Genomic DNA, 11951 nt, shown 5'->3' with positions numbered 1-11951 from the left:
TATTTAAATTTGTTAAAGTCGTTTCTAATTTGGCAGGCGCGGCTTGGCGCGCCTTGACAACACGACTTCTGCTTGACGCTTACGTAAAGCACGCCGTAGGTTGAGTGCTGAATATCTCTTTGAGCGACACCATGAGCAGTCAGACTTACAGCATTTCCGAGCTCGCCCGTGAGCTGGATATCACCACCCGCGCGATCCGCTTTTACGAAGAGCAAGGCATGCTCAGCCCTGAACGCAAGGGACTGGAGCGCATCTACACCGCCCGTGACAAAGTCACCCTGAAACTGATCCTGCGCGGCAAACGCATCGGTTTTTCGCTGGCTGAATGCAAGGAACTGATCTCGCTGTACGACCCTGCCGGTGATAACCAGAAGCAGTTGCAGACCATGCTCGGCAAGATCGCCGAGCGCCGTGAACAGCTCGAACAACAATTGCTGGACATCCGGCAAATGCAACTGGAGCTGGACACCGCCGAAGAGCGTTGCCGGGCTGCGCTCGATAAAACTGCTGCCACTTCACACTGACCACCAAAAGGCACTGCCATGTCTCTTCCACAAAAGGTAAATATCGTTGAAGTCGGCCCGCGTGACGGCCTGCAGAATGAAGCACAACCGATCAGTATCGACGACAAGGTGCGCTTGGTGGATGACCTGACGGCAGCCGGACTGAGCCACATTGAAGTCGGCAGTTTTGTCTCGGCCAAATGGGTGCCGCAGATGGCTGGCTCCGCCCAGGTGTTCGAAAATATCCAGCGGCGTGAAGGCGTTATCTACTCTGCCCTGGCACCCAACCTGCGCGGGTTCGAAGATGCGTTGGCGGCCGGCGTCAGAGAGGTCGCGGTGTTTGCAGCGGCAACCGAAGGGTTCTCCCGGCGTAACCTCAATTGCTCGATCAGCGAAAGCCTGGAGCGCTTTGCGCCCATCATGGCGGCGGCGCAGATGCATGGTGTGCAGGTTCGGGGTTATGTGTCGTGCGTGTTGGGCTGCCCTTATGAGGGCAGTGTCTCGCCGCAGCAGGTCGCAGCCGTCGCCAACGAACTCTACGCGATGGGTTGCTATGAAGTTTCGCTGGGCGACACCATCGGCACCGGCACGCCGGGGGCCACGCGAGCGCTGTTCAACGCCGTCTCTGCGCAGATCCCGCGAGGCAAGCTTGCCGGGCACTTCCACGACACTTACGGTCAGGCGCTGGTGAATATCTACGCCAGCCTGGAGGAAGGTATCCAGGTCTTCGACAGTTCCGTGGCAGGCCTGGGCGGCTGCCCGTACGCCAAGGGTGCCAGCGGCAATGTTGCCACTGAGGACGTGCAGTACATGTTGCAGGGCATGGGCATTGAAACCGGGGTAGATCTGGACCAGGTCATCGCCGCAGGCCAGCGCATCTGCGACGTACTGCAACGCAGCAATGGCTCGCGCGTGGCCAGGGCCCGGCTGTCTGCGTAACGACTGTCACCTGTCGGTAACAGGGTGCGACAACTTGTCACACAGTGTTACCCTGCCCCGCGTTCAGTCGAGACAAACGGGTAACACAGAAACACTCGGCCACTGAATCAGATGGCCCGATGCCCGAAAAAGACGTTCAGCTCCCGGTATTACGGGGCTTTTAAAAAACTGGCACGGGTCCTGCTATATCACTTGTACAACAAAAATAAAAACACGCAGCAACCCAATAAAAACAACACGTACCGGCTCTGACACAACAAGAACAACACGGACAGAGACGTAGCTAACAGATTTTTTTGAAGTGGACAGCTTTTCTGAACTGCTTGCCTTGCAAGTCGTTCTGCAGCCAGACAGAGAATAACAAAACTGCCCTGAGGCAGCTCCCGAACTGGTTGGATCACATGATGAAAGCTTGATCAGCGCTCAAAAAAATACGTTTGCTCTTGGTCCCGCATGCGGACCGCTCAAAAAAGCAGTGAAGGGCCAGGTCGCCAAAAACAACAACAGGCCACCCGAAAAACAAAAAAGAGCATAGAGACATACCTTGAAGGGGAGCCCAGGCTCCCCTTCGTGCTTTCCAGCGTTTGCTTTTGCCTCCCGACTCTCCCCCACCCTCTGCGCACAAGCCTGATTGACAGCACACATCCGCAGGTTTACGTTAACGTAAAGGTCATAGCCAATCCGCAAAGAATCATCTCCAAGAATAAAACAGGAACGCTACCCATGAGTTACCCCAGCCTGAACTTCGCCTTGGGCGAAACCATCGACATGCTGCGCGACCAGTTGCAATCCTTCGTCGCCGCAGAGCTTGCCCCGCGCGCCGCGCAGATCGACAAGGACAACCTGTTCCCAGTCGACATGTGGCGCAAATTCGGTGAGATGGGCGTGCTCGGCATCACGGTCAGCGAGGAATACGGTGGCGCAGGCCTGGGTTATCTGGCGCATGTCGTGGCGATGGAAGAAATCAGCCGTGGCTCGGCATCGGTGGCACTTTCCTACGGCGCACATTCCAACCTGTGCGTGAATCAGATCAACCGCAATGGCAGCCCGGCGCAGAAAGCCCGATACCTGCCCAAGCTGATCAGCGGCGAGCACATTGGCGCGCTGGCCATGAGCGAACCCAATGCAGGCTCGGACGTGGTATCGATGAAGCTGCGCGCCGACAAGCGCGGCGATCACTACGTACTCAACGGCAGCAAGACCTGGATCACCAACGGGCCTGACGCCAATACCTACGTGATCTACGCCAAGACCGATCTGCAAAAGGCTGCGCATGGCATTAGCGCATTCATCGTCGAGCGTGACTGGAAAGGCTTCTCGCGCGGCAGCAAGTTCGACAAGCTGGGCATGCGCGGCTCCAATACCTGCGAGCTGTTTTTCGACAACGTAGAGGTGCCTGAGGAAAACCTGCTGGGCGTACTGGACGGTGGTGTCAGAGTCCTGATGAGCGGCCTCGATTATGAACGCGTCGTGCTCTCTGGCGGGCCGACCGGAATCATGCAGGCCTGCATGGACGTGGTGGTGCCCTACATTCACGACCGCAAGCAGTTCGGCCAGAGCATCGGCGAGTTCCAGCTGATTCAGGGCAAGGTCGCAGACATGTACACCCAGCTTAACGCCAGCCGGGCCTATCTGTACGCCGTCGCCCAAGCCTGTGATCGTGGCGAGACCACGCGCAAGGACGCAGCGGGCGTGATCCTCTACAGCGCCGAACGCGCCACGCAGATGGCGCTGGATGCCATCCAGATTCTGGGCGGCAATGGCTACATCAACGAATTCCCGGCCGGTCGACTGTTGCGCGACGCCAAACTCTACGAGATCGGTGCAGGCACCAGCGAGATCCGGCGCATGCTCATCGGTCGCGAACTGTTCAACGAAACCCGTTGATTGCGGAGCTACCATGACCATTCTGCAGACTCGCATCAACGCCCGCTCGCCGGAATTTGCCCTTAATCGCACCGCGCTGCTCAAGCAGGTCGAAGAGCTCCGTATGTTGCTGAGCATCGTTCGCCAAGGCGGCGGGCCCAAGGCCCAGGAGCGTCATACGTCACGCGGCAAGCTGCTGCCGCGCGAACGTATCAACCGTCTACTGGACAGCGGCTCGCCGTTTCTGGAAATCGGCCAACTGGCCGCCCATCAGGTGTATGGCGAAGAGGTTCCAGCCGCAGGGGTAATTGCCGGTATTGGCCGGGTCGAGGGCGCCGAGTGCATGATCATCGCCAACGACGCGACGGTCAAAGGTGGCTCCTATTACCCGCTGACCGTCAAAAAGCACCTGCGCGCGCAGACCATCGCCCAGCAAAACCGCCTGCCGTGCATTTACCTGGTGGACTCCGGTGGTGCCAACCTGCCGCGCCAGGACGAAGTGTTTCCGGACCGCGAACACTTCGGGCGAATCTTCTTCAATCAAGCCAACATGAGCGCACAAGGCATTCCCCAGATTGCCGTGGTCATGGGTTCCTGTACCGCAGGCGGGGCCTATGTTCCGGCCATGGCCGACGAAGCGATCATGGTGCGTCAGCAAGCCACCATCTTCCTCGCAGGCCCGCCACTGGTAAAAGCTGCCACCGGAGAAATAGTCAGCGCTGAAGACCTGGGCGGTGCCGATGTGCATTGCCGCACCTCAGGGGTGGCCGATCACTATGCCGACAGCGACGAGCACGCGCTGGCATTGGCGCGACGCAGCATCGCCAATCTGAACTGGCGCAAGCAGGGTCAACTGAACACTGTCACACCGATTGCGCCGTTGTACGCAAGCGATGACCTGTACGGCATTATCCCGGCCGACACAAAGCAGCCGTTTGACGTACGCGAAGTCATCGCGCGGTTGGTGGATGGCTCGGTACTGGATGAATTCAAGGCGTTGTTTGGCACCACGCTGGTCTGCGGCTTCGCTCGTCTGCATGGCTACCCGATCGCGATTCTAGCCAACAATGGGATTCTGTTCGCAGAAGCTGCGCAAAAAGGCGCGCACTTTATCGAACTGGCCTGCCAAAGGGGAATTCCCCTGCTGTTTCTGCAGAACATCACCGGTTTCATGGTAGGTCAGAAGTATGAGGCGGGGGGCATCGCCAAGCATGGTGCCAAGCTGGTGACCGCCGTGGCCTGCGCGAAGGTGCCTAAATTCACGGTCATCATCGGCGGCAGTTTCGGCGCAGGAAATTACGGCATGTGCGGCCGCGCCTACGACCCGCGCTTCCTGTGGATGTGGCCCAACGCGAGAATCGGCGTGATGGGCGGTGAGCAGGCAGCGGGCGTGCTGGTGCAGGTCAAGTGCGAGCAGGCGGAACGTGCCGGCCAGGCCTTCAGCGCCGAGCAGCAGGCCGAACTGAAGCAGCCGATTCTCGATCAGTACGAGCATCAAGGGCATCCTTATTACTCCAGCGCCCGACTGTGGGACGACGGAGTCATCGACCCGGCACAAACCCGCGACATTCTTGCGCTGGCCCTGTCCGCCTCGCTCAATGCGCCCATCGAACCTACCACCTTCGGCCTGTTCCGGATGTGAGGCGGGAAATGACCATGACTTCGACCTCGTTCGCGACCATAGAGTTGATCACCGACCCACGTGGTTTCGCCACGCTGTGGCTAAATAGACCGGACAAGAACAATGCCTTCAATGCGCAGATGATTCGCGAGTTGATCCTCGCGCTGGACCAGGTGCAAAGTGATGCCGGCCTGCGCTTTCTGCTGGTGCGCGGGCGTGGCAGGCATTTCAGCGCCGGTGCCGATCTGGCCTGGATGCAGCAGGCCGCAGAGCTGGACTACAACACCAATCTGGACGATGCCCGTGAACTGGCAGAGCTGATGTACAGCCTCGCCAAATTGAAAATCCCGACGCTTGCGGTGGTGCAAGGTGCAGCATTCGGTGGCGCGCTGGGCCTGATCAGTTGCTGCGACATGGCCATTGCGACGGCAGATGCGCAGTTCTGCCTGTCAGAAGTACGCATAGGTCTGGCTCCAGCGGTTATCAGTCCGTTTGTGGTACAGGCCATCGGCGAACGCGCCGCGCGGCGCTACGCCCTGACCGCCGAGCGTTTCGATGGTCAGCGAGCGCAGCAGATGGGGCTGATAGCTGAGTGCTACCCGGCTGCCGACCTGCAAGCCCGCACGCAGGAGTGGATCGACAACCTGCTGCTCAACAGCCCGCAGGCCATGCGAGTCAGCAAGGAGTTGCTGCGCGAAGTCGGTAGCGGCGAACTCACACCCGCATTGCGTCGCTACTGTGAAAGCGCCATCGCGCGCATCCGCACCAGCGCCGAAGGCCAGGAAGGCCTGCGCGCCTTCCTGCAAAAACGTACACCCGGCTGGCAGCCACACGGCGATCAAACGCCAGCAGCGCTTGCAGCCCGGCAAGAATCACAGAAGGACTCGCAATCATGAGCACCCCCGAGCTGACCACGCTGTTGATCGCCAACCGTGGTGAAATTGCCTGTCGTATCATGCGTACCGCGAAAACCATGGGGCTCACCACAGTCGCCGTGCACAGTGCCATTGACCGTGACGCACGGCATAGCCGTGAGGCTGATATCCGTGTGGACCTTGGAGGCAGCAAGGCAGCAGAAAGCTACTTGGCGATCGACAAGCTTATCGATGCGGCCAGGGCAAGCGGCGCGCAAGCGATTCACCCCGGTTATGGTTTTTTGTCCGAAAATGCCGACTTTGCCCGTGCCATTGAAGAGGCCGGGCTGATTTTCCTCGGCCCACCCGCCTCGGCCATCGACGCCATGGGCAGCAAATCTGCCGCCAAGTCGCTGATGGATCAAGCTGGCGTGCCATTGGTGCCTGGCTATCACGGCGACGCACAGGACATCGAGACGTTCCGCAGCGCCGCTGAACGCATCGGTTACCCCGTGCTGTTGAAAGCCACGGCAGGCGGTGGCGGCAAAGGCATGAAGGTTGTGGAGCACAGCGGCGAACTGGCCGAAGCGCTGGCCTCTGCGCAACGCGAGGCGCTCTCATCGTTCGGCGACGCGCGAATGCTGGTGGAGAAATACGTCCTCACCCCACGCCACGTCGAGATTCAGGTGTTTGCCGACCGCCATGGTCACTGTCTCTACCTCAATGAGCGCGACTGCTCCATTCAGCGCCGACACCAGAAGGTCGTCGAAGAAGCACCTGCGCCCGGCCTGACACCCGAACTGCGCAAGGCCATGGGTGAAGCGGCGGTCAAGGCCGCACAGGCAATCGGCTACGTGGGTGCAGGCACGGTGGAATTCCTGCTGGACGCGCGCGGCGAGTTTTTCTTCATGGAGATGAATACCCGCCTGCAAGTCGAGCACCCGGTGACCGAGTACATCACGGGCCTGGATCTGGTGGAATGGCAGATTCGGGTGGCCAGAGGCGAACCGTTGCCTATTACTCAGGAACAAGTGCCACTGATCGGTCACGCCATTGAGGTCCGGTTATACGCCGAAGACCCGGCCAACGATTTTCTGCCTGCGACCGGCACGCTGGAACTCTACAGAGAATCCGCGTCCGGCCCCGGCAAGCGTGTGGACAGTGGCGTTAGCGAGGGTGACAACATTTCACCCTTCTATGACCCCATGCTCGGCAAACTGATTGCCTGGGGCGAAAACCGTGAGCAGGCCCGTTTGCGCCTGCTCGCTATGCTGGATGAGTTTGCAGTGGGCGGTGTCAGAACCAACCTCGCATTTTTGCGCAGAATCATCGCCCATCCAGCGTTTGCCGCCGCGGAACTGGACACCGGCTTCATCCCCCGCTATCAGGATAAATTGCTGCCGCAAACGGGTGAACTGTGTGAGGAACTCTGGCAGGCCGCCGCCGAGGCCTTCAGCCAGAGCGAACCGGCACGTGTCGATCAAGCCGACCTGCACTCGCCCTGGGCGGTCACGGCAGGCTTTCGTGCAGGCCTGCCTGCGGAGAGGGATCTGCGGCTGAGCTGCAATGGTCAAACCCGAACCGTCTACCTGCGCAACAGCAGCGACTCACCATTTAAACTCAGCAACGAGCATCTGACTGTCGAACACAACGGCGTGCGCCGCTCGCATCTGGCGATACGCCGTGGCGGTACGCTTTACCTCAAATGGCAAGGCGACCTGCACACCATCACGCGACTGGACCCCATCGCGCAGGCCGACGTCAGCGATAGCCAGCATGGCGGCCTGACCGCACCCATGAATGGCAGCATCGTGCGCGTGCTGGTTGAAGTGGGTCAGGCGGTCGAGTCCGGCGCGCAACTGATGGTGCTGGAGGCCATGAAGATGGAACACAGCATCCGCGCAGCCAGTGCCGGAGTCGTTACAGCGCTTTACTGCCATGAGGGAGAGATGGTCAACGAAGGCGCAGTACTGGTGGAACTGACCTGACCACCAGCGACGGCCGCACATGAAAACGCCCTGAACAGTCAGGGCGTTTTGCACAGCAGAGAACGGCTTAGTAGTAAGCGTTTTCTTTCTGCGTATGGTCGGTCACATCGCGAACGCCCGACAGCTCGGGAATGCGCTCAAGCAACGTACGCTCGATACCTTCCTTCAACGTGACATCAGCCTGACCGCAACCCTGGCAACCGCCACCGAATTGCAGAACAGCAATATTTTTCGCCTCCTCTTCAACCACATCGATCAGCGTGACCTGACCGCCGTGACTGGCAAGGCCCGGATTGATCTCGGTTTGCAGATAATAATTGATGCGCTCGTTGATCGGGCTGTCGGCATTGACCATTGGCACCTTGGCGTTTGGTGCCTTGATGGTCAACTGGCCGCCCATGCGATCAGTGGCGTAATCAACTACGGCATCATCCAGAAAGGCTTCGCTGAAACCATCGATCCAGGCGGTGAAGCTCTTCAGGCCGATAGCCTTGTCTTCCGGCTTTTCTTCACCCGGCTTGCAGTAGGCAATGCAGGTTTCGGCGTACTGGGTGCCGGGCTGAGTAATAAATACGCGGATGCCAATGCCCGGGGTGTTCTGCTTTTCCAGCAGATCGGCCAGATAATCGTGGGCGGCATCGGTAATAGTGATAGCGGTCATGAAAATTCCTCGCAGACGTGCCAGCAGTTTACGCCAATCGGCACCGTCACACAAAGTCCTAGTATTTTTGTCAGGTTAATGCCTGCGCCCGGCTGACCGCTCGGCGTCCGTCCAGCCAGCTCTTCATCCTTCGGTAAAGGCCCTTCTCGATCCATTCATAACTGACCCAGGCACCGATGGCGATAATCGGCACGCAGAACGCGAACACCACATAAGGACTGAGGCCAAAGCGCTGCGCCATCAGCAACCCGCCGTACAGCACCAAGACATGCAGCAGGTAGACCGAGTACGAGCAATCGCCCAGTACCTTGAGCAACCTGTTGCCCTGGAAATACGGTTCAAGCGAGATGCACGACAGCACGATCAAGGCACTCGGCAGGCCCCAGTTGAGCAGACGCTGCTCATTGGTCAGGTGATTGATCGCATACAGCCCTACCGCAATACCCGCCAGCGGCAGCCATAGCGCCTGTTTGATCCAGCCACGGCGATAAAGGATGCCGATGCCGATACCCAGCAGGAATTCGTAAATAATGTCGTTGCCATAGAAGCGGCTGATCAGCCCGGTGCGGGCCAGAACCTCACTGACCGCAAACAGCGCTGCGGCAATGATCAGCGGCCTGTGACGCTGTTGAAAGAGGAATACCACCGAGAACAGCAGGTAGAAAAACATCTCATAGTTGAGCGTCCAGCCGACGTTAAGCGTCGGGTAAAGGCCATAACCACCGGGGTTTTCGGAAGGAATGAATACCAGTGACAAGAGGAAGTTCTGCCAGCCGATGACCTGGTGCGGGAGCATTGGTGCTGCAATCAGCAACAACAACGCCATGGCGGCGGTATACAGCCAATAGGCCGGAACAATTCGAATCAGACGATGCAGGATGAAGCGCCGTGCAGGCATATCGCTGTTCTGCGTCGACAAAAAGATAACCAGACCACTGATGACAAAGAAGATATCAACGCCGACCGCGCCCTTCGACACAAAGAATTGTCCCACCGGGCCGCTGGCCTTGAAATCGAAAAAAATCTGCATGAAGTGATGACACACCACGACCCACGCTGCGAACGCCCGTAGCGCCTGAACTGAAATCAACATCACAAAAAACCTCTACTGCCTGACTTTCAATCATGGGTCGTTTGATAAAACGGCCTATGACGCGCACCATTTCGGACCACCTTTTTGGAAAAAAGATCGCGCGAGATACATTTCGTTCAGGAAGTAAAGATGGCCGCAGGCCATGTTGCACAAGGGCCTGCGGCGTGAAGCCCTGGTTTTTCAGAGGTTCTCGTAGCGATTCATGTCCAGCACACCCGCTTCGCGTGGTTCAGTTTCCTGAACGTAGCGATTCAGATCGTGGAAGTAACTCCAGAACAGTGGATGAGTACGACGGATGCCCCAACGCTGGACGATTTGTTCGAAACTCGCCTGATCCTTGCTCTGCTGCATGGCATCGACAAAGGCCGGCACCTGTGCGACCGGAATATTGAAGATGAAATTCGGATAACTGCTGAGCACGCCCGGGTAGACGGTCAGTGTGTCCAGCCCCGGTATATAGCGATAAGACTCGCCCAGCAGAAACGCGACGTTACTGTGTGCACGGTTGCGCAGCATGCTGTAGATCATGCGTTTGCCGTCGCTGCCCTCGATGCGCAGCATGCTTGCTTCCGGCAATTGATCGATGACTTTCAGGCCTGCCGCCGGGCGTGAGGTCAAACGGCTCAGTGCCTGCTCCGCCTGGGCAAAACTGCTGTCGAGGTTCGGCCGAGAACAATACGCCCCGCTACAGCGGTTGATTGGATCAGGCGCGGCATTCAGGCTGCCGGAACGCTCGATCAGCTTGAACGCAAAGTCACGCTGCGGGGCCTTTTCATCGAGTTTGATACCGGTTGGCGTATCGTCATCGATCTTCTGGTAATCCAGCCACATCTTGATCTTGCCGCCATCCTGATAAAGATCGCTGAGTATGTCTTCCCGGCGATCGGCTGGCATCAGGCGCAGGAAGTTGATCTCGGCACCGTTGCGGATCAAATCGAAATACAGCCGGGTCTGTGCCTGATGTGAAACGTTGCCATAGACATCGAAGTTCACCGCCAACTGGTAATAGGTGCGCTCCAGCAGCGGGAAGTCGAACAACCACATGGAGTGCGGCACGTCGCCAATCAGGCCTTTATTGACCGAAGCGCTGTCGAAATGACGGAAAACGGTCAGCAAGGCATTGTCGTTGCCAGCCCACAGCGTGCTCCACCCCGGTGCTGGCATTTTCGCGTAACTGTCGCGGCGCAGGTCTTCATACTCATTGCGCCGGTCGCGGTAGGACAGCCACAGGCTCAGCACGCTGCCCACGTCATCGTTCTGCCCCGGCATGGCCAGCAATGGCGTGGCCTCCCCGCGATAAGTCGCATCGGTGATGTAGCGATCGTGCGCCGGGTCCTGGAACAGCACCCAGAACTGATCGCGAATCACATCGGTCGCGATTTGCCCGCGACAGACCGGTCCGCGAATGAAGGTGCGGACGAAATACTCGGCATTGTCGAGCATGAACTGATAGCGCGACGCTGCCGGGATGGCTTCAAAGGTCAGAAACGGATTGGCCCGATGGCCAGGGCCATAGCCAGGCAGTGCGTTGACCTTCCAGTCGTTACCATAGAACAACTGCCTGACCCGCGTCAGTTTCTGCGGGCTCATGGCATAGGTAATGTGGGTCTTGTGAACGATCACGCCCTGCACAGGAATCAATCGATAATAGAAGTCACTGCCCGGATCATCGTCGGGGCGACGAGTAGCGATCAGGTCCACAGGCTTGCCGCTTGGGGTTCGCGAGCGCACCCACTGAAAGAAGTGCCCGGCTTCGCCGCCCTCGAAATAGATATGTGCCAGAAACAGGTGCTCAAACAGCCAGCGACCGACCAGCGCCTGATTCGCGCCAGGCTCGTTGAGCTGCGCCTCCCAGGCATTGATCTGCGCCGTTTCCGTGACACTCGGGGTAATGGTCTGCTGCTCGACCGGGGCACCGGCGGCCAGCCAGCGTTGCAGCGTCTGGTATTCGGCGTCGGTCAGGCCAGCCACCGCCAGTGGCATGCCTTGTTGCGCATGAGCTGCGGCATAGGCGTTGAATTCGCCGGGCAGCGGGCAGACATTTTCGCGATTGATGCCCAGTGCGATCTCGTCCGGAATTTTGCTGTTGGCTGGCAAAGGCGCGCTGCGCCCCAGATCGAGCATGCGCGCCATCAGGGCTGCCTGACTGCCCTGGGCCTCCAGCACAGAGTAAAAACCCTTGCCGCGCCACGCCTCGGTATCACGCGCATCATAAAACAGTCGGGTCGGCGCTACCGCCTCACTGCGCTCGCCCTGGTAAACCGGGATCTTGCTGGCACCACGGCTCACGCCTTCCCCGCTGCCCAGGTTCAACTGGCAGGGAGCGTCGTTGCAGGCATGGCAGGCAACGCATTTCTCGGTAAGGATCGGCTGAATATCCTTTACGTAGGAAATAGCCGGGCTTGCGGGTGTGGCTGAGGGTGTCT

The 11951-nt window shown here is 58.8% G+C and carries 9 protein-coding genes and 1 pseudogene; 6 read left to right on the top strand and 4 right to left on the bottom strand.

Annotation, left to right across the window (positions count from 1 at the left end):
- The first annotated feature begins 131 nt into the window (after positions 1–131).
- Both RYA97_RS03480 and RYA97_RS03475 read left to right on the top strand, forming a co-directional pair.
- Complete coding sequence (locus RYA97_RS03480) at positions 132–524, top strand: MerR family transcriptional regulator (RefSeq protein ID WP_005743596.1); 393 nt, start codon at positions 132–134, stop codon at positions 522–524.
- 18 nt (positions 525–542) lie between these two features.
- Complete coding sequence (locus RYA97_RS03475) at positions 543–1442, top strand: hydroxymethylglutaryl-CoA lyase (protein ID WP_005777544.1); 900 nt, start codon at positions 543–545, stop codon at positions 1440–1442.
- A gap of 283 nt (positions 1443–1725) precedes the next feature.
- On the opposite strand, the pseudogene RYA97_RS03470 reads toward RYA97_RS03475, so the two are convergent.
- A pseudogene (locus RYA97_RS03470) lies at positions 1726–1983 on the bottom strand (hypothetical protein).
- A 182-nt stretch (positions 1984–2165) separates the two neighbouring features.
- On the opposite strand from RYA97_RS03470, the gene RYA97_RS03465 reads away from it, so the two are divergent.
- Genes RYA97_RS03465 through RYA97_RS03450 form a run of 4 tightly spaced genes read left to right on the top strand, consistent with a single transcriptional unit; the run spans position 2166 to position 7771 of the window.
- Positions 2166–3329 (top strand): isovaleryl-CoA dehydrogenase, encoded by a 1164-nt coding sequence (locus RYA97_RS03465; protein ID WP_005743594.1) that lies wholly within the window; start codon positions 2166–2168, stop codon positions 3327–3329.
- A gap of 13 nt (positions 3330–3342) precedes the next feature.
- Positions 3343–4950 carry a carboxyl transferase domain-containing protein gene (locus RYA97_RS03460; RefSeq protein WP_044292903.1) on the top strand — a complete coding sequence of 536 codons (1608 nt, stop codon included), beginning with the start codon at positions 3343–3345 and terminating at the stop codon, positions 4948–4950.
- Positions 4951–4964: 14 nt separating this feature from the next.
- Positions 4965–5825 (top strand): gamma-carboxygeranoyl-CoA hydratase, encoded by an 861-nt coding sequence (locus RYA97_RS03455; protein ID WP_010202696.1) that lies wholly within the window; start codon positions 4965–4967, stop codon positions 5823–5825.
- Positions 5822–7771: an acetyl/propionyl/methylcrotonyl-CoA carboxylase subunit alpha gene (locus RYA97_RS03450; protein ID WP_044292901.1), complete on the top strand. Its 1950-nt coding sequence runs from the start codon at positions 5822–5824 to the stop codon at positions 7769–7771. The genes RYA97_RS03455 and RYA97_RS03450 overlap by 4 nt, the downstream gene beginning before the upstream one ends.
- Before the next feature lie 67 nt (positions 7772–7838).
- Here the strand turns inward: RYA97_RS03450 and nfuA are convergent, their stop codons facing one another.
- From nfuA to RYA97_RS03435, 3 genes are all read right to left on the bottom strand, one after another.
- A complete protein-coding gene (gene nfuA / locus RYA97_RS03445; RefSeq protein WP_002553665.1) occupies positions 7839–8432 on the bottom strand; it encodes a Fe-S biogenesis protein NfuA in 594 nt (197 codons plus the stop codon).
- A 70-nt stretch (positions 8433–8502) separates the two neighbouring features.
- Positions 8503–9525 carry an acyltransferase family protein gene (locus tag RYA97_RS03440; protein ID WP_005743590.1) on the bottom strand — a complete coding sequence of 341 codons (1023 nt, stop codon included), beginning with the start codon at positions 9523–9525 and terminating at the stop codon, positions 8503–8505.
- 180 nt (positions 9526–9705) lie between these two features.
- Positions 9706–11838 carry a fatty acid cis/trans isomerase gene (locus RYA97_RS03435; RefSeq protein ID WP_029241044.1) on the bottom strand — a complete coding sequence of 711 codons (2133 nt, stop codon included), beginning with the start codon at positions 11836–11838 and terminating at the stop codon, positions 9706–9708.
- Positions 11839–11951: the final 113 nt, after the last annotated feature.

It is taken from the genome of Pseudomonas syringae group sp. 26L6 (assembly GCF_032587815.1).
GTDB classification, from domain to species: domain Bacteria; phylum Pseudomonadota; class Gammaproteobacteria; order Pseudomonadales; family Pseudomonadaceae; genus Aquipseudomonas; species Aquipseudomonas amygdali.
Note: the sequence above shows the minus strand (reverse complement) of the source record. Positions and strands in the feature narration are given on the sequence as shown.

Coding starts and splice junctions, on each gene's coding strand:
- RYA97_RS03480 (WP_005743596.1), top strand. CDS start 132: ATGAGCAGTCAGACTTACAGCATTTCCGAGCTCGCCCGTGAGCTGGAT.
- RYA97_RS03475 (WP_005777544.1), top strand. CDS start 543: ATGTCTCTTCCACAAAAGGTAAATATCGTTGAAGTCGGCCCGCGTGAC.
- RYA97_RS03465 (WP_005743594.1), top strand. CDS start 2,166: ATGAGTTACCCCAGCCTGAACTTCGCCTTGGGCGAAACCATCGACATG.
- RYA97_RS03460 (WP_044292903.1), top strand. CDS start 3,343: ATGACCATTCTGCAGACTCGCATCAACGCCCGCTCGCCGGAATTTGCC.
- RYA97_RS03455 (WP_010202696.1), top strand. CDS start 4,965: ATGACTTCGACCTCGTTCGCGACCATAGAGTTGATCACCGACCCACGT.
- RYA97_RS03450 (WP_044292901.1), top strand. CDS start 5,822: ATGAGCACCCCCGAGCTGACCACGCTGTTGATCGCCAACCGTGGTGAA.
- nfuA (WP_002553665.1), bottom strand. CDS start 8,432: ATGACCGCTATCACTATTACCGATGCCGCCCACGATTATCTGGCCGAT.
- RYA97_RS03440 (WP_005743590.1), bottom strand. CDS start 9,525: ATGTTGATTTCAGTTCAGGCGCTACGGGCGTTCGCAGCGTGGGTCGTG.